Genomic DNA, 16,711 nt, shown 5'->3' with positions numbered 1-16,711 from the left:
TTTAGCATAATATCTGCCTAAGGCCATCTAGCGCACCACATTTTAGACTTATGCCGATATACTCCGAGATGTAGTTATCTCGCGGGTTTATGCGTATGAGCGTCGCTTTTTTGGAGCGCTTGACAAATTTCTCACCAAAATTTCTGATAGTCGGCACCGCAAGCCCTGCACCTAACTCTATAACCACAAAACGGCTATCTTCATTTGTATCTAGCCATGCTTTATATCTCTCATACTGCTCGTTTATGCGTTTTGTGTTTATCATCCAGTCGTAAAACATCACGATATTTGGACGGCTCACACAGCCACACTCTGGGCAAATAGGCATATCTAAAGCTATAAATTTCTCTTCATCTACTTTGACATTGCTGCTTGTTTCCCAGATATCTCCATCACGCTTATGTATACACTGAGAGTAGTGGATAGAGCCGTGACACTCGTAAATTTTCTCCTCGCTAAAGCCAGCTTTTTGGAAGTGACCATCGACGTTTGATGTGTAGATGAAGTAGTTGTCGTTTTTGCTTTTTACAAGATCTAAAAGTAGCCCAAAGCCCTCGTGAGGCTCTGCGCTTTTGTATAAATTTAGCCTGTGTCCGTAAAATGCCCATGCTAGCTTTGGATCGTCTAAAAACCACTGCGGATTTGCCATATCTTCAAAGCTTAAATTTTTATCCCTTAAGAGTGGATATGCTTTCCAAAAGCCAAGATCGCCTCTAAAATCAGGCAATCCGCTATCCACACCCATGCCAGCACCTGCTGTTATGATGACCGCATCAGCCTCTGCGATGATCTTTTTGATCCTATCTATATTCTCTTGCATTCTGATCCTTTTAAAGAAATTTTAGTAATTGTAATAAACTAATAAGACAATTTTTTGTCCGTTATCTTTTGGTAAAATAGTGAAAATCTTATGAAGGAGAGAAAATATGATAGAGAAATTAACACTTAGAACAAGAGCATATATTTTAACAGACAAGAGATTTGAGAATTTTATATCCAATTCCGGTGACTGGTTTTATGCTGAAAAAGACGACGAGAAGGTGATTGTAAAAAGTATTTCAAAAAGAGCCGATAAGAAATATAGACTTTTATTAAAAAAAGAAATATTGGAAAAAGTTAAAAATAATGTCAATGTAATCATTGGTTGCATTGATGATGATAAATTTTATAGGCTTGAGCTTAAGATAAAAAAATTTGATGCTGATATGGAGGTGCTTTTTAATGATAAATTTGAAATTTGTAAAAATAAAGGTAGTGTAACAGTAGCACAAAAAGATATGATTGACTTAAATATCGAATCATTTACTGATTATGCCGATAACGATAGAAGAATAAATAGCCTAGCTACTGCGGATAGAATAAAAGGTTTTGGCGGAAGAGATGAATTTTTAAATTGGTATAACAACCAAGAGAAAAAATGTTGCTATTGTGGCATTGAAGAAGCAGACCTAAAAAAATATTTTCATAGTAAAAACACACAATATAAAGATGCTAGACAAAGAGGAAAATTTTTAGAAGTTGAGCGAGTGATTACAGCACCAGAAAGTAAAAATAAATATTCAAAAGAGAATTGTCGCTTGGCTTGCTACATTTGCAATAATGCAAAAAGCGATTTTTTGTCAGCTGAGAGTTTTGAACCTATTGCCAGAGGTATAAACAAATTTTGGAATAATTATTTAAACAAGAATGTAGAATTTCCAGAAGATTTTGAATATTGGAGCAAAAACAAAAAATAGTTTTATAAATGGCGGTAACTCTACCACCCAAATTTCTCTGCCGTTATGCAGTGTAGCGCTCCGCCAAGCTCTATGATTTCGCTTAAATTTATCGTCTCTACACTGCAGCCACTATAAATTTTCTTGATCTGCTCTATCGCCGTATCGTCATCATCCATCCCATATATCGGAACTATTAAAATATCCTTAATTTTAATAAAATTTAAGTAAGCGCCCCAATCTCTCTTTTTACTAAAAAAGCCCTCGCCATACTTCATAAATTTGATATTCAAACCGTACTTTTTAAGAGCCTTTATAAGCCTATCGTTAAAACTCTTACTCTCGTTTGAAAAGTCATTTAATAGCACGCTGTTTTCATCTATCCACCTCACCATGCCGTCGCTGTGACCTAGCATATCGTATGGCTGCCTTGGTATGATGATGAGCTCATTTAGCGCGCATTTTTGCTTTATGGTCTCAATGATCTCGGACTTTGTTTTTGTTGGATTTTCTTTGAAAATTTTATCAGTCATGATGGCTTTGCCTCCAAGCCTTATGAAATTTCCACCATCAATGACTAAATTTATATGTTCTTTTAGCGGCTGGATCTTTGTCCTTAGATGGCTATATTTATCATCTTTTAGGTAGTCTGGATCGTAGTCGTAAGAGACGAGGCGCCCATTATCTAGCAAAAACGGCATAAAGTCCCTCATCCAAATGTCTTTTGTTTGCAAAAACTGATAGCCAACTCCGTGCCGGTCAAATATCTGGCACAAACTGGTGGTTACTTTGGCGTGGTGTTTTGGTAAAAGTGCTGAAAGTAGGATAGTTGGCTGCATATTTGCTCCTAAATTTTATAGTTTTTGTGAAATTTTACTAGTAAAATTCTGGACATTTTTTGTCTACTCTGGTTGCTATAATTTCACATATCGCAAAAAATGTATCGGCGATAAAAATCAAAAAAGGATAATCAATGATCTACGAAGAGCTCAAAATTCTCACACAAAATAGCGACAAGAAGGCACTCTCGAAAGCACTTGGCTACGTAAGAGAGCAAAATTTCACAAGAGCACTTGCAAATTTAGAGGCGGCAAAGAGCCTTGATGAGTTTATCACAAAGGGGCATTTTGACTGGGCGCACAGCTCAGAAACGCTCATCCTTGCTCTTAGCAAGCACTTTGGCCTTAGCATAGACGCTGAGCTTAGCGAGGTGCAAAAACTCTACAACGAGCGAGTAAAATTTAGAGGCTCATATATCTACATAGATACAAATTTCAAGCGCAAAAATGAACCTATATTTGCCCTTGCTATGACGCAGCATCTAAGATATATCAGCCTAACGCCATTTTTAGACAAGCTCTGTTTTAAAGCATTAGACGAGCAGCTAAATACAATCTCTCAAGTCGTTAAAGACTACTATCAAAAGACGAAAACGCTACCTATCTTTGGCGAGATAACGGGCTTTAAGCTCTATTTTTTAGGCAAAAATTACTCGCTTGATACAAACGGAAATTTTACAGATAAAGAGATGGCTGAACAAGTTGCGACGATTAAATTTTAAAGGACAAAAATGGAAAAATTTACAAAAGAACAAAGGCAAAAGCTAAATAGCATAAACGAAAGGCTTTATGACCTTGAGCGCCGAGTTGTGCCACGTGCAAAACAGATAAACATCTCTGTAAAAGATATAAAAGAGGCATGGGATCATAAATGTAGCCTATTGCTCTCTTTTTACTCAAAAGATAAACTTCTTATGCGATATGGGCAGTTTATGAATCACATAGATGACTACTTTTATACTGAAAATCAGAGCGAATTTAGAAACTGGCCAACGCATGAGATGTTTGGTGAGTGGCATTGCTGGTTTTATCACTGCTTATATGACCATACAGATCTTAGCTGGGATGAAATTTTGACTATTGACAGGATGGATGGCAAGCTTCACTCATGGTACGACTATACGCCTATAGATCTTTACCTAGAAAAACTAGAGTGTAGCAAGAAAGAAGAGTATATTTCTGATGCTAATAAGGATCAATGGGAGCAGATAGAAAAGATAAATAAAGCGCTAGCTGCTTATCAAGATATACTAATAAGAGATGCACAGATACTTGAAAACAGGCTAAAAGCAAGGGTTGAGGGTGGATTTATCGAGGATTATGCTATGGAATTTCGTTTGGTCTTTCGCCTGTGCGAAGACGATCCAGATTATGACGAAAATGACGACAATTTCTTAGCCATCATCAATGAGCCTATCGTTCCTGGCGAAATGAGCAAGCAAAAGAGCCGCTGGACGCAAAACTGCAATGAATATTTTGGTAGTTCGATCTACTTTGACGACAAGGCGTATTTTTGCTATCTATTTGCAGCTTTTAACAATAACACACATATCAATAAGATCAAAGACATGCTGCGCATAGGCTCTGTTGATATGGCACTTTGCTGGGATGAATACTATGAAATTTAAAGAAAAATAAGCTAAAAAAACCATAGCAAGTTTAATCAGATCAAAAACAAAGCAAGGTTGTTTTTATCTTTTTTTATAAATATCATTATCTAAGCTTAATTTTTTACATATAAAGATAAATAAAGCGCAAGACAAAAAGCGATTAATTTTTTTATTAAAATTTCTAAATATAGACATTTTTTGTCCATTTTGCTTGTTATAATTTCACATGTCACAAAGATATCTTGACAAAAAATAATTAAAACAAAGGAGAAAAAATGTCAAAGAAAAAAGTTGTTAAAACTGCTCCTATAATTGAGCAGTTTGTAGATTTGGCTAGCACACAAAGAGAGCTAGCAGATGAATTAGGAGCTAAGTTTTTAGAATTTTGCAATTCATACCTAAATGAAAAATGTGTTATTGCTAGGAGTGAATTTAACTACCAAAACTCTTTTATGCCAGCAAGCCTGGCCATAGAAGCCTATACTAAAAAACCGACTTCTTATATGTCAAGTGTAAGTGCTTGCATTGGTAATGTCTCTTTTGAACTATCATATGATGCTCAGGGTGAAGAGTATGATGATGACTATTTTAAAGATGAACTAGTTAAGTTCTTAAATAAATAAAAAAATAAACCTACAATACAAGATTGTGCTAATCTAGTGCAAAAGATCTGGAGCTGCCATATAGTGGTGATACGCTGGAGTAAATAAAGAGCGTTTTAGGACGCTCTTTTTAAATTTTTCTCACAAAAATTTCCCAAATTTTTATCATTATGGACATAAAAATGTCTTTTATGCCAAGTAAAATAGCTCCAAACAAAAGCAAAAGGAGTTTGTCATGGAAAAAGAGATTTTTTACGTAGATGGCGAGATATATGAGCTTGCGACACTTTGGACACTTCGTGCTATTTTTGATCTCGGAGGAGAAAGAGAATTGTTAAGAAGCGGATGTGACGATGTTTTAGAGTTTTTGGGTATCGAGTCAAAAGAGCCTAAAGAAGAAGATATCCAAAATCTTAAAAACAGACTTGAAATTCTTGAAAAAAGTCAAATTTCATGCGAGCTAAAAGATCTTGAACACAACCTAAATTTACTTCAAGAAAATTTAGGTCTAAATAGTACCGAGAGAGATATTTTGAGATTTGTCGCGATCATGTACAACTATGAAGTAGTCTCTAATGCCTGCAATACACTAGGAGAGTTAAATAACATACAAGCCATAAAAGCTATCTCAAAGATACTAAATTTAAACTTTGGCGATGTTCAAAAGGTCTTTAGAAAAGATGGAATCTTTGCCAAGACTTCGATAATAAGACTAGACACTAATACGCATAATCTAAAATATAAAATCGATGTCATAAACAATAACTTTATGTGTGATTTGTTTATTAAATGTGAAAGCATGGACGAGATATTTGAAAGCTCGATAAAGCCATGTAGCAAGACAAATTTGACCACAAAGAGCTACCCACACATAAAAGAAGATGTGAAAATTTTGCTCTCATTTCTAAAAAATGCCATTACTAAAAAGCAAAAAGGAGTAAATGTACTCCTATATGGCTCAGCAGGAACTGGTAAAACAGAGCTTAGCAAAGTGATAGCTAGTGAGCTAAATTTGAAGCTTTATGAAGTAGCTTATGATGACGGAGATGGATATGCAAATGAGCATCAAAGGATAAGATCGTATTGTCTTGCACAAAATGTACTATCCGCTGGATCAAATTTATTGATGTATGACGAAGCAGAGGATATATTTAACACAAATAATGACGAAAAAAGACAGTACGGCAAAGCCTTTATAAATAGATCTCTTGAGACTAATGAGCTGCCTACTATTTGGATAACAAATAACATTTTTGATATGGATGAGGCCGTGGTTAGAAGGTTTAACCTAGCCATAGAGATAGGCATACCAACTGAAGATGTAAGAGCAAAGATCATAAAAAAATATAGTGAAAATTTGATAGACAATAAGCTCGTAAAAAAGCTAGCTAAAAATAAGTTTATAGCTCCAGCGCTCATCAGTAACGCAAGCGCTGTTGTCTCAAATTTAAACACAAAGGACAAAAATAAAGCCTTTGAGCGAGTGATAAACAACACTTTAAAAGCACAAGGTTACGAGGAGATAAGAGATTACAATCCAAGAGACGATCTGCCAAGCAGCTACGATCCAAATTTCGTAAACTCAGACTGCGATCTAAAAGAGTTAATGCAAGGCATAAAAGTAAGCAAAAACGCAAGAATATGCCTTTATGGTGTGCCTGGAACTGGCAAAAGTGCTTATGCTAAATTTATCGCTAAAAGTCTAAAAAAGCCGATCATCATCAAAAAAGGAAGCGATCTTTTATCTATGTTTGTAGGAGGAACTGAGAAAAATATAGCATTAGCCTTCAAAGAAGCCAAAGAAAAACATGCTGTGCTAGTCTTTGACGAAGTAGATAGCTTTTTGCAAGATAGAGGCATGGCTACAAGAAGCTGGGAAGTAACCCAAGTGAATGAGATGTTAGTGCAGATGGAGAGCTTTGATGGTATCTTTATCGCTACGACGAATTTGATCGATAATCTAGATAAAGCCTGTCTTAGAAGGTTTGATCTAAAACTTGAGTTTAGCTATTTGCTGCCAGAGCAAGCGCAAAATTTGTTTAAAAAAGAGTGCACACTACTAAAAGTCAAATTTGACGAAAATGCAGCCAAAAAGGTTTCAAATTTAGGCTTGCTAACGCCTGGAGACTTTGCCAGTGTGAGAAGACAAGCTAAATTTAGACCTATAAAAAACGGCGACGACTTTTGCCATAGACTTGAGCTTGAAGTTGCACTAAAAAATGAAGAAAAGAGTGTGAAAATAGGGTTTTAGGGACTATCCCTAACGAGGTGTTTTGTCTGACTTGTCGGACAAAAAGTATCCTCGCCCAAATGAAATACAAGATGACTTTTTGATAGCAAATACCATATATAGAATATAGATGCAAGCTGGTTTAGGTTATGTTTTTCGTTGTTTATTGATCCGTTTAAGATAAATCAAATAACATATAGCAAAATATTAAAAAGCCATAAAATTAAGCATAATTTTAGAATCTTAAATAACCTTAAATTATAAATCAATCTTTACTATTTATGCTAACAATCCCATCATTTTAAATAGTTTACTACGCTCACCCTTCCCCTCCTTGATAAAAATTTATCTCCTCGACTAGATCCTTTAGAATTTTAGGAGTTACTGGTTCGCCATAAGTATTCATAGTGATCTTGTATTGTTGCTCGTATCCTACCAGAGCAGCTATATGCTCGACCCTCTGGCCACTTTGGATGAGCTTGTTTATGAAAGTGTGTCTAAATGAGTGAAATGTCCTTGTTTTATCACTATCTTTTATAACTTTAGTATTGATATTCTTTCTAAAATACTCAGAAAAGTCTTTATTATCACAGTTAAATAACCTAACTGCTTTGCCGCATTTCCTAGCTAGCTTCTTTTTGCTCTCTATAAATTCAAACAGTCCAATGCTACTTAGCTTAGAGTGGATAGGGACTATCCTTACAGAGTTTCTAGTCTTTAAAGTCTTACTCTTGCCTGTTTTTACATCTATTTTTGTATTTAAACTAAAGCATACTATGTTATATTTTTCAACTATGTCATCTGTGTTTAGCTGGATTATCTCATTTAGTCTCATGCCAGAGTAAGCTGCTATATGAGTAACAAAAAATAGCTCATCTTTGCTAATCCTTTGGCTTTTGGTATCTCCACTTGATCTGATCTTACTCACAATATCCAAAAGTGCGTTTACGTCACTATCTTCATAAGGGTTTTTATTTGTAACATCATCTTGGTTTATATTTATTTGCAGATCTATAGCTGGGTTCTTATCTATATAATCACTATCGTAGCAGTATTTAAAAAACTCACTAACTCTAACAATATACTTCTTAATGGTTGATTTAGAAATTTTTGGTCTATCCTTTGCTAAAGCTATGATCTCATCTAAGCTTTTATCTTTATAGAGACTATTTTGAGAGAGCTTGGTTGGTAGTTGTAGTAAGACATTTCTAAAATTTAGTAAGTCATCTCTTTTTATCTTTTTAATATCTAGCCCATCACCAAATTTCATAAACATCAGCTTTCCTACATATCTAACAAGACCAAATGTGCTATCACTCCAGTTGTTTGAAATACTCGTGTTTGATACATAGTTTTCAAATGCGCTCTTTAGTGTGACCATGTCAGCTTTGCTCTCGCTTTTGGTAGTTGATGTTAGATTGGATTTAAAGCTTTTGGCTCTATTTGAAAAGAGCTTTTGAAAGAAATTTATAGCTTCATTGAAAGTCATGCCACTAGCATCACTCGTATCATCTATCGCAAGGTCTTTAGCCTCAATGTCGCTTAAAACCATGCCCTTATCTTCATATTTATCTGCCTTGTATAGCTTTACCTGACCACCAAAGGTAGGATCATCTAAATTTCCATACCCAAATTTTAGATCATCACTTAGCTCACTATCTCCATCTAGTGATAACTCGCAGCCAAATATTCTTAGAATATCGTTTTGTGTGAGTGCGCCTTTTTGCTTGGCTAGCTCATTTATAGCATCTCTTAGCTCGCAAATAGAGTATTTTAGAGATTTTTTAGTAAAAGGGAGTACTAAATTCTGCTTTTTTAAAGTCTCTATATCGTCTTGATAGCTATCTATGTTAGCCTCTTTAACACCTTTTGCTATCTCTTCTTTGACACTATCATCTAAATTTGCACTCTTGTGCTTTTTGCCAAGTGGTACAAATATCTGTTGCTTATCATTTAGTAGCTTTTGGTTTTTGCACATCTTATATGATATGTGATTTATGTTATCTATCGTTGCTTCAAGCACTCTTTTGCCAAGAAGCTTTTTGGTGTGAGAGTCAGTACAAGATAGCTTTTTGCAGATATCATCAACCTCTTTTGATATGGCGCTGGGCAAGCTATCTTCTTTTAAACTCTGTTTTAAAAACAAATTTAGTGATAGTAGTCCATCTAAATTTATATATCTGCCAAGCATATCATGCTCTTTGATACTTTTGGCCTCCTTGGCTTTTAAAAGCATAAGCACCAAGTACTCTATAAGTTCGCTGCTCAAATTCATCTTCCATGCCTTTTTGATCGCGTTAAAAATTATAGAGTAGATCTTAGCACGATTTTTTGCTGTATCAAAGCGTTTTGTGAGGAAGGAGGTTATATATTCAGTTTTATTACCAAAATAAGGTCTCAGATATAGTGGGATAGCTACTCTAAAGTAGTATATGCCATTTCGTTTGATTAGATATTGCATCTTTGTTACCTATGCAATATAACTTTGTAGCAAAATGTAGCAGATATTTAGTGTGAAACTGGCTATGTGCCGTCTTTTTGGTGCTTACACAAAGTTTATTTTAAACCCTCATAAGCCGGAGGTCGGGAGTTCAAGTCTCCCCCGTGACACCAACTGCCTATTTTCTCCTGTTTTTACCTATCGTTTTAGATGATATTTTTATATGTATTTAAGATTTTAGAGGTTATAATCCGCAAAATTTCATGGGGCGAGTTCGCCTATTACTTTTACAAAAATTATTCAAATTTCTGTAAATTTTAGATTGTCAAATTTCATTTTAAAGGTGTTACCATGTTTAAGAAAATGGCTATTTTCATAGCTGTTTGCGGGCTATTCTTCGTCGGTTGCGGCGAGGACAATACTCCAAAAGAGAACGTAAAAGTCGGTGTCGTAAGCACCCAAACCCCGCTTGTCATCGACGAGGCGAGCAAGACTATCACTGTCCTTGCAAAGGTAAATGGCAAGTATCTTGACGAAAATACGCGCCATGCAGTGGTTTTTAAGGGCGGCAAATTCGGCGAGAAACCGGTTTTCATCTCCGAGGCAAATCAAAACGATTTTTACAAAGCTTTGATACAAATCGGCGGCAAACCAGGCAACAATATGACGCCTAAAAACGCTGCTGAGACGCAAGTAGAGGGCGATAAGATCAATATCAGCGTCACTTGGGACGGCGCGCCAAAGACCTACGACATCAACGAGGTCATCTCTGACAGCAACGGTAAGCCGATCGATATGAGATTTGGCGGCAACGAAGCCAACGCGATGAGCTTCAATACTGGCTGCTTAGCCTGCCTGGATAGCTGCCCTGTAGGTATCATCTCAAATCACACCTACACAAACGGCGCGGTCGAGAAACGCAACGAAGTCGTATTTCACGGTAAAAAAGACGTGTTGCCAAAAGACGGCACATACGTGGCTATCAGCTTCAAACTCGCTCAATGAAAATTTTTCTAGCCGTTTATTACGCGTTTTGCGCTATGCTCCTCGGGCTTAGCGCGACGCTTTTAGCTTCGCTTTCAGTGTGGCTGGAGATGCGTATCCACAACAGATACATCGTCGTCGGCGCACTGATACTTGGCGTCATCTACTCGTTTTTTAAGAAAAATGCCAAAATTTCAGCCCTGTTTATCTGTGAAATTTTGCTATTTTTGCTTGCGTTTTTGATGGATAAGCAAAATTTGATCTACTACAACATCAAAGAAACCTATCTGGACGCCTTTTCATTTTCGCAGATAAAGTGCGCATTTTTAGGGCTTTTGCTTGCGTTTAATTGCTTTGCGCTGTTTAAAATTTTACCCCGCAGGTCAAAATGAGTGACGCAAAAAATGCGGTGATACTTTTCACCAGAGTGCCGCTACCTAAAAAGACCAAAACTAGGCTACTTGATTTCCTAAGTCCGCGCGAGGCTACGAGGCTACACGCTCATCTTATCGGCGAGATAAATTTAGAGCTGAAAAAGCTAACAAACACGCAAATTTTCGTATTTTTCACACCAAAGGGCGAGGGCGAAATTTTACGTGAAATTTTAGGCGAGGAGTGGCTTTATCACGCGCAAAGCGAGGGCGATCTGGCGATTAGGATGCTAAATGCGTTTAAATTTGTAAAATTGCTTGGCTTTGAGAAAATTTTACTACTTGGCAGCGACATCGTAAATTTACGCGCACGCCGAATTTGCGAGTGTTTTGACGCACTTGATACAAACGACGTCGTGATAGATCCTACGCTTGATGGCGGATACGCGCTCATCGGGCTAAAAGAGATAAAAGATGAGATTTTTAGCAGCGATTACAGTGACGCAAAAAACGTCTATAAGGGCATCTGCGCTAAATTTAACGAGCTAAATTTAAGCTTTAAGTCTTTCGCCTCACTTCGCGACATCGACACCAAAGAGGACATCTTCGCTCACGTTTTGCGTGTGCGCCGCCTCAGCGCGCTAGCTAGCGGCGAATACAACATCAACTATAAAATTAAAAAGCGCGGCGCGAGCCTTGTTTTTCGCATAAACACAAAATCTCAAATCGGGCTGAAGCACCAGGTCAAATACGAATTTGACGCGCTAAAAGTGCTTGAAAGCTCGGGTGTGACGCCAAAAGCGTACGAATATTTCGCGCCAAGCCCGTTTTTACCGCGCGGGGCGATGAGTATGGAGTTTTTGCCCGGGCGCGCGCTTGATTATAGGCGGGATCTAAAAACCGCGGCGCAGCTTTTAGTGCGCATTCACAGCGTGCCGCTTCCTAAAAAGCATAAATTTTTGATCGCTCGCAAGCCGCTAGCTGCGATGATGACGGAGTGCGGGAAAATGGCGCGAATTTATCACGGATCGAAATTTAAAAGCAAAAACGCGAGCGAATTTTTATCGTGGCTAGAGGAGCGGCTGGGCGGGCTAAATTTAAGCCGCGAGATAAGCGAGCCTCGTATCATCAACACCGAGCTAAATTCCGGAAATTTTTTGATAAACGAGGGCGCGCAAAGCTACGTCATCGACTGGGAAAAGCCGATCGTAGGCGAAAAGGAGCAAGACTTGGCGCACTTTTTAGCCCCGACTACGACGTTTTGGAAAACGGACGTCATCTTAAATTTTAATGAAATGCAAAATTTCTTAAATGAATACGAAAAATTCCTTAGCGTCGATAGGACGAAATTTAACGAATACCTGGCAATGACTTGCTTTCGCGGGCTTAGCTGGTGCGCGATGGCATACACCGAGTATCAGGGCGCTCGCGCTATCAAAAACGCCGCGACCTACGCAAAGATAAAGGAGTATTTAAGCGATAAGTTTTTATCGAACATATCAATTTTTTTAAAGGACATTTCATGAAGAAATCTCAAATCGCGTTGCTGGTAGTGGTTATCGCCATTGCCGCTATCTATTTTTTCGTGCCAAGCGTGAAATCATACATCGATAGCTCGGTATCTACGCTTAGCTCGTTTGATCTAAACGCCGTCTATCACTACTTGCAAAGCTACGAGCATAAGGACGTGATCGCGGTCGTTAGCTTTTTTTTGATGATCTTGCAAAGTATCATCGCGCCCGTGCCGGCATTTTTGATCACTCTTTCAAACGCTCTCATCTTTGGCTGGGCGTGGGGTGCCTTGCTGTCGTGGAGCTCGGCGATGGTCGGGGCTGCGATGTGCTTTTATATCGCTAGGATCTTAGGTCGCGATGTGGTCGAGAAGATCACGGGCAAAAGAGCACTTCAAGCGACCGATGAATACTTCACCAAATACGGCAAGCACACGATCATGGTATGTCGCTTGCTGCCGTTTGTGAGCTTTGATCTGGTTAGCTACGCAGCGGGGCTCACGTCGATGAGATTTTGGTCGTTTTTCTGGGCGACTGGCTTAGGGCAGCTTCCGGCTACGCTTGTATATTCGTATTTTGGTCAGAGCATTTTTGGCACGGCCAGCGTGCTATTTTGGGGGCTGATGATGATGTTTGCCTTCTCTATCGTGGTCTATGTGGCTAAAAATATCCTAAAAGATCGCAAGGCGAAAAAGCTTGGCGAGCAAAATACTTAAAATCGCGGCTGTCCTGCTCATCATAGCTTTTGGCGCGTATCTTTTAAACCGCGTCGGCGTGAGCGAACTAAAAGGCTTTGTGGGCGGATATGGCATCTATGCGCCGATCGTTTATATCGCGTGCTTTGCGATCTTGCCGATATTTTTATTTCCCGTGCCGATCCTTGCAGTAGTCGCAGGAGCGATGTTCGGGCTCGTTTGGGGCAGCGTCTATACGATCGTCGGCGCGATGATAAATTCCATTTTGATGTTTTATATCGCGCGATTTTTGGGCTTTAAAAGCGTTTCAAATTTTATAGGCAGGAGCGATAATTTTTTAGCCAAGCTAGATAAAAGCGTAAATAAATTCGTCCTTATCTTGATACTGCGCCTCATGCCCTTAGTGCCCTATAACGCGCTAAACTACGCTTGCGGGCTAATAAACGTGAGCCTAAAAGACTACGCGGGGGCGACCTTTGTAGGCATCGTGCCAGCGACATTTATAATGGTAAATTTAGGCGATAAGGTGCTTGATGTAAAATCGTTTGAATTTGCGTTTGCCTGCGTGCTGATGGTGCTACTAGTCGTACTTTCAAGCTGGGGCGCAAAGAAACTGAGGGCTAAAAATGGCGATCTCGGTCGTGATCCCGATCTATAACGAAAGCCCCGCGGTGCTGGAAAACATCGTGCGCGAGCTAAAAAAGCAAAGGGGCGAGTTTGAAGCGATATTTGTCGATGGTGGCGTGAGTGAAGATAGGGATTTGGGTGGATTTGCCATGCTGGCCTCGCCAAAGGGCAGGGGCGCGCAGCAAAATTTAGGCGCACGCGTAGCAAAATTTGAAAAAATTTTATTTTTGCACGCCGATAGTAAATTTAAAAGCGAGAGTGCGCTTCTAGCGGCGGAGGCGGCGCTAGAAAAGTGCCAGATAGGCTGCTTTGAGATGAAATTTGACGAGGGCGGCGTTTGGTTAAATTTGATAGCCACGTGTGCGAATTTGCGCGTGAAATTTAGAAATATCGCATTTGGAGATCAAGGCATCTTCGTGCGAAAGGATTTTTTCACGCAGCTTGGCGGCTTTGAGCAGATCCCTATAATGGAGGATTTCGAGCTTAGCCTAAGGCTAAAAAAAGTGGGCGTGAAATTTCATCAAATAAGCGAGCAAATCACCACGAGCGCGCGAAAATTTAAAAAAGAAGGGACGCTAAGAACGCTAATGAAAATGCAAAAATTCCAATACAAATTTAGGCGCGCGCTAAGCGTGTATGGCGCAAAGGGCGCGCAAAAGGCAGCTGATGAGATCGCCAAAGACTACTAAAAACCCGCCCCAGATGTGCATTGACTGCGGGGCATGCACGAAAAAATGCGAGTTTTTAACCAAATACGACATAAATTTACTGGACTTCTCCAAGCGCCCGGATCTCGCGTATAGCTGCTTTTTGTGCGACAAATGCTACCAAGTCTGCCCAAAAGACATCAGCGGCAACGAGATCGCGCTAAATTTACGCGACCTGGCCCCAAAGCCGTTTAGGTATCTAAATTTTCAAAAATCGCCCTATCTTTTCGCGAACAATTCGCCCAAACAAAGCCGCGAGCTCGTGTTTTTTGGCTGCAATTTCACGGGATATTATCCAAAAACGACGCGAAAGATCATCGAAATTTTTGGCGAAGCGGGGATCGATTTTAGTATCGATTGCTGCGGCAAGCCGCTATACGAGGCGCACCGCGGGTATTTTGACGAGACCAAAAAGCACCTTGACGAGCTCTTTGCGGCAAAGGGCGTGGAGACGCTCATCTGCGCCTGTCCAAACTGCTATCATTTTTTAAAGGACAAGGTAAGCGTGAAGATAAAAACGCTTTATGAGAAATACGAGGAGCTAGGGCTTGCAGCGGACATCGAAGAGGAGGCGCATATGTTTTTCCCCTGTCCCGAGCGCAACGGGCGCGAAATTTTTAACACCATGGCGCACCGCATAAAAAATAAAAAGGAAAGTTTCAAAGACGTTAATTGCTGTGGGCTTGGCGGGCTGGCGCGCGGCGAAGAGCCCGAGATCGCCAAGCAATACCCAATCACCGTGCGCAATAAAAACACGCCAAACATCTATACCTACTGCGCGACGTGTGCGGGAAATTTCGCCAAAAACGGCTGTAAAAACGTCAAGCACGTGGCTAGCTATATGTTAGGCGTCAATGAATCGCCAAATTTAAGCTACCTAAAAAACGTGCTCGGATTAAAATTTTATAAAAGGAGCAGGAAATGAAATTCACCGAAAGGATCGCGCCCGAGTTTAAACGCACGAGCGAGATCACGACGCTTCAAATAAACGTCGGCAAAATTTGCAACCTCGCCTGTCATCACTGCCACGTCGGCGCATCGCCAAATCGCACCGAGACGATGAGCCGCGAGGTTGCGCAGGCGGTCGTTGAGGCGCTAAAAAGGCATAAATTCAGCACCCTTGACATCACGGGCGGCGCACCTGAGATGAACGCGAATTTTCGCTGGCTCGTTAGCGAAGCGGTAAAAATCGTCCCGCGCGTCATCGTGCGCACGAATTTAGTCATTTTGCTTGAAAAGGGCTACGAGGACTTGCCAAAATTTTACGCGGATAAGGGCGTGGAGCTGGTCGCCAGCCTGCCTTGCTACACCAAAGAAAACACCGATAAAATGCGCGGCAACGGCGTATTTGAGGGCTCGATAAAGGTTTTAAAAATTTTAAACGCGCTTGGATATGGTAAAAATTTGAGCTTAAATTTAGTCTATAACCCGGGCGGCGCTTTTTTGCCAGGCGATCAAGCGGGACTTGAAAAAGACTACAAACGCGAGCTAAAAGAGGGCTTTGGCGTGGAATTTTCTCATCTTTTTACTATTACGAATTTGCCGATCGGCCGCTTTAAGACCGCGCTACAAAACCACGGCGAGCTGGAAAGCTATATGAGCTTGTTGGAAGCAAATTTCAACCCCTGCGCCGCGCAAAACATCATGTGCCGTAGCCAAATTTCAGTTGCTTACGACGGCTCGCTTTACGACTGCGACTTCAATCAAATGCTGGATTTAAAAGCAAACGGCGTGCGCGATATTTTTGAGCTTGCCAGCGCGCAAGAGCTTTCGCGCGAGATCGTGTTTCGCGACTACTGCTATGCCTGCACGGCGGGGGCTGGAAGCAGCTGCGGCGGAGCGATAGCATGAGGGCTGATATGAAGGCGGCGAAGTCGGAGGGTGTGGCTGGCGCGCGAAATTTACAAAAGCTCACGACCGAGCAGATCGCGGCGAAATTTAGCCAAATAAACTGCGCGCAGGTGCTTTTCGAGCGATACGCAGGAGCGTTAAATTTAGACGAAAAACGCGCGATTTGCCTTGGAGCAGGGCTTGGCGGCGGGCTGCGAGAGGGACTGACGTGCGATACGTATCTGGCGGCGGTGCTTGTTTTGGGGCTTAAATTTGGTGAAGAGAAGGCGAAATTTGAAGCCAAGTTGGCAGAATTTCAAAGTGCGTATTTTAAAAAATGGAATTCAAAAATTTGCCGCGAAATTTTGGGCTTTGATCTAAGCAAACCGGACGAAATGGCGCAGATTCAAAAGCGCGGGCTATTTAAAAGCGTCTGTCCTTGCGTCGTAAGAGACTGCATCGAAATTTTAGACGAGATCTTAGGCGATGCGAAGTAGGCGGGCTTGGAGAGCTAAATTTAGGTCTTAGTTAAGACAGATTAATACAAAGG

17 protein-coding genes are annotated in these 16,711 nt (G+C 40.2%); 14 read left to right on the top strand and 3 right to left on the bottom strand.

All coding sequences use genetic code 11. The features are described from left to right. Position 1: 1 nt before the first annotated feature. A complete protein-coding gene (locus tag CCVT_RS09565) occupies positions 2–820 on the bottom strand; it encodes an SIR2 family NAD-dependent protein deacylase (protein ID WP_018137192.1) in 819 nt (272 codons plus the stop codon). 106 nt (positions 821–926) lie between these two features. Between CCVT_RS09565 and CCVT_RS09560 the strand changes: the two genes are divergently transcribed. Next, the gene (locus CCVT_RS09560) at positions 927–1,736 is read left to right on the top strand and encodes a hypothetical protein (RefSeq protein ID WP_018137191.1); all 810 of its coding nucleotides are present in this window, start codon (positions 927–929) and stop codon (positions 1,734–1,736) included. A gap of 20 nt (positions 1,737–1,756) precedes the next feature. Here the strand turns inward: CCVT_RS09560 and CCVT_RS09555 are convergent, their stop codons facing one another. Further along, positions 1,757–2,554, bottom strand: coding sequence for an agmatine deiminase family protein (locus CCVT_RS09555; RefSeq protein WP_018137190.1), 798 nt, complete (start codon positions 2,552–2,554; stop codon positions 1,757–1,759). Positions 2,555–2,688: 134 nt separating this feature from the next. Here CCVT_RS09555 and CCVT_RS09550 point away from each other — a divergent pair, with 134 nt between their 5' ends. The 4 genes from CCVT_RS09550 (at position 2,689) to CCVT_RS09535 (ending at position 7,017) form a co-directional block, all read left to right on the top strand. Further along, the gene (locus CCVT_RS09550) at positions 2,689–3,276 is read left to right on the top strand and encodes a hypothetical protein (RefSeq protein ID WP_018137189.1); all 588 of its coding nucleotides are present in this window, start codon (positions 2,689–2,691) and stop codon (positions 3,274–3,276) included. A gap of 9 nt (positions 3,277–3,285) precedes the next feature. Continuing rightward, entirely contained in the window at positions 3,286–4,182 is an 897-nt protein-coding gene (locus tag CCVT_RS09545) for a hypothetical protein (protein WP_018137188.1), read from the top strand. Positions 4,183–4,439: 257 nt separating this feature from the next. Next, positions 4,440–4,787: a hypothetical protein gene (locus tag CCVT_RS09540; protein ID WP_018137186.1), complete on the top strand. Its 348-nt coding sequence runs from the start codon at positions 4,440–4,442 to the stop codon at positions 4,785–4,787. 214 nt (positions 4,788–5,001) lie between these two features. Next, entirely contained in the window at positions 5,002–7,017 is a 2,016-nt protein-coding gene (locus CCVT_RS09535; RefSeq protein ID WP_018137185.1) for an AAA family ATPase, read from the top strand. 298 nt (positions 7,018–7,315) lie between these two features. Here CCVT_RS09535 and CCVT_RS09530 read toward each other — a convergent pair whose 3' ends face one another. After that, positions 7,316–9,457, bottom strand: a complete 2,142-nt coding sequence (locus tag CCVT_RS09530; protein ID WP_018137184.1) for a tyrosine-type recombinase/integrase — start codon at positions 9,455–9,457, stop codon at positions 7,316–7,318. 330 nt (positions 9,458–9,787) lie between these two features. Between CCVT_RS09530 and CCVT_RS09525 the strand changes: the two genes are divergently transcribed. The 9 genes from CCVT_RS09525 to CCVT_RS09485 are packed head-to-tail and all read left to right on the top strand — an operon-like array spanning position 9,788 to position 16,658. Then, positions 9,788–10,441 (top strand): YdjY domain-containing protein, encoded by a 654-nt coding sequence (locus CCVT_RS09525; protein ID WP_018137183.1) that lies wholly within the window; start codon positions 9,788–9,790, stop codon positions 10,439–10,441. Next, entirely contained in the window at positions 10,438–10,812 is a 375-nt protein-coding gene (locus CCVT_RS09520) for a hypothetical protein (protein WP_018137182.1), read from the top strand. The genes CCVT_RS09525 and CCVT_RS09520 overlap by 4 nt, the downstream gene beginning before the upstream one ends. After that, positions 10,809–12,317 carry a TIGR04282 family arsenosugar biosynthesis glycosyltransferase gene (locus tag CCVT_RS09515; RefSeq protein ID WP_018137181.1) on the top strand — a complete coding sequence of 503 codons (1,509 nt, stop codon included), beginning with the start codon at positions 10,809–10,811 and terminating at the stop codon, positions 12,315–12,317. Before CCVT_RS09520 ends, CCVT_RS09515 begins: the two co-directional genes overlap by 4 nt. Continuing rightward, positions 12,314–13,018, top strand: a complete 705-nt coding sequence (locus CCVT_RS09510) for a TVP38/TMEM64 family protein (RefSeq protein WP_018137180.1) — start codon at positions 12,314–12,316, stop codon at positions 13,016–13,018. Before CCVT_RS09515 ends, CCVT_RS09510 begins: the two co-directional genes overlap by 4 nt. Beyond that, positions 12,999–13,655 (top strand): TVP38/TMEM64 family protein, encoded by a 657-nt coding sequence (locus tag CCVT_RS09505; RefSeq protein ID WP_018137179.1) that lies wholly within the window; start codon positions 12,999–13,001, stop codon positions 13,653–13,655. Before CCVT_RS09510 ends, CCVT_RS09505 begins: the two co-directional genes overlap by 20 nt. Continuing rightward, positions 13,624–14,313: a TIGR04283 family arsenosugar biosynthesis glycosyltransferase gene (locus CCVT_RS09500; RefSeq protein WP_018137178.1), complete on the top strand. Its 690-nt coding sequence runs from the start codon at positions 13,624–13,626 to the stop codon at positions 14,311–14,313. Before CCVT_RS09505 ends, CCVT_RS09500 begins: the two co-directional genes overlap by 32 nt. Next, positions 14,291–15,256: a (Fe-S)-binding protein gene (locus tag CCVT_RS09495; protein ID WP_018137177.1), complete on the top strand. Its 966-nt coding sequence runs from the start codon at positions 14,291–14,293 to the stop codon at positions 15,254–15,256. Before CCVT_RS09500 ends, CCVT_RS09495 begins: the two co-directional genes overlap by 23 nt. Then, positions 15,253–16,182, top strand: a complete 930-nt coding sequence (arsS, locus tag CCVT_RS09490; RefSeq protein WP_018137176.1) for an arsenosugar biosynthesis radical SAM (seleno)protein ArsS — start codon at positions 15,253–15,255, stop codon at positions 16,180–16,182. The genes CCVT_RS09495 and arsS overlap by 4 nt, the downstream gene beginning before the upstream one ends. Continuing rightward, positions 16,179–16,658 carry a C-GCAxxG-C-C family protein gene (locus CCVT_RS09485; protein WP_018137175.1) on the top strand — a complete coding sequence of 160 codons (480 nt, stop codon included), beginning with the start codon at positions 16,179–16,181 and terminating at the stop codon, positions 16,656–16,658. Before arsS ends, CCVT_RS09485 begins: the two co-directional genes overlap by 4 nt. The last annotated feature ends 53 nt before the right edge of the window (positions 16,659–16,711 follow it).

It is taken from the genome of Campylobacter curvus (genome assembly GCF_013372125.1).
Classification (GTDB): Bacteria; Campylobacterota; Campylobacteria; order Campylobacterales; family Campylobacteraceae; genus Campylobacter_A; species Campylobacter_A curvus.
This window is presented reverse-complemented; position numbering and strand designations above follow the sequence as displayed.

What these genes read in the sequence shown, in the direction of transcription:
- CCVT_RS09565 (WP_018137192.1), bottom strand. Translation starts at nt 820, where the DNA reads ATGCAAGAGAATATAGATAGGATCAAAAAGATCATCGCAGAGGCTGAT.
- CCVT_RS09560 (WP_018137191.1), top strand. Translation starts at nt 927, where the DNA reads ATGATAGAGAAATTAACACTTAGAACAAGAGCATATATTTTAACAGAC.
- CCVT_RS09555 (WP_018137190.1), bottom strand. Translation starts at nt 2,554, where the DNA reads ATGCAGCCAACTATCCTACTTTCAGCACTTTTACCAAAACACCACGCC.
- CCVT_RS09550 (WP_018137189.1), top strand. Translation starts at nt 2,689, where the DNA reads ATGATCTACGAAGAGCTCAAAATTCTCACACAAAATAGCGACAAGAAG.
- CCVT_RS09545 (WP_018137188.1), top strand. Translation starts at nt 3,286, where the DNA reads ATGGAAAAATTTACAAAAGAACAAAGGCAAAAGCTAAATAGCATAAAC.
- CCVT_RS09540 (WP_018137186.1), top strand. Translation starts at nt 4,440, where the DNA reads ATGTCAAAGAAAAAAGTTGTTAAAACTGCTCCTATAATTGAGCAGTTT.
- CCVT_RS09535 (WP_018137185.1), top strand. Translation starts at nt 5,002, where the DNA reads ATGGAAAAAGAGATTTTTTACGTAGATGGCGAGATATATGAGCTTGCG.
- CCVT_RS09530 (WP_018137184.1), bottom strand. Translation starts at nt 9,457, where the DNA reads ATGCAATATCTAATCAAACGAAATGGCATATACTACTTTAGAGTAGCT.
- CCVT_RS09525 (WP_018137183.1), top strand. Translation starts at nt 9,788, where the DNA reads ATGTTTAAGAAAATGGCTATTTTCATAGCTGTTTGCGGGCTATTCTTC.
- CCVT_RS09520 (WP_018137182.1), top strand. Translation starts at nt 10,438, where the DNA reads ATGAAAATTTTTCTAGCCGTTTATTACGCGTTTTGCGCTATGCTCCTC.
- CCVT_RS09515 (WP_018137181.1), top strand. Translation starts at nt 10,809, where the DNA reads ATGAGTGACGCAAAAAATGCGGTGATACTTTTCACCAGAGTGCCGCTA.
- CCVT_RS09510 (WP_018137180.1), top strand. Translation starts at nt 12,314, where the DNA reads ATGAAGAAATCTCAAATCGCGTTGCTGGTAGTGGTTATCGCCATTGCC.
- CCVT_RS09500 (WP_018137178.1), top strand. Translation starts at nt 13,624, where the DNA reads ATGGCGATCTCGGTCGTGATCCCGATCTATAACGAAAGCCCCGCGGTG.
- CCVT_RS09495 (WP_018137177.1), top strand. Translation starts at nt 14,291, where the DNA reads ATGAGATCGCCAAAGACTACTAAAAACCCGCCCCAGATGTGCATTGAC.
- arsS (WP_018137176.1), top strand. Translation starts at nt 15,253, where the DNA reads ATGAAATTCACCGAAAGGATCGCGCCCGAGTTTAAACGCACGAGCGAG.
- CCVT_RS09485 (WP_018137175.1), top strand. Translation starts at nt 16,179, where the DNA reads ATGAGGGCTGATATGAAGGCGGCGAAGTCGGAGGGTGTGGCTGGCGCG.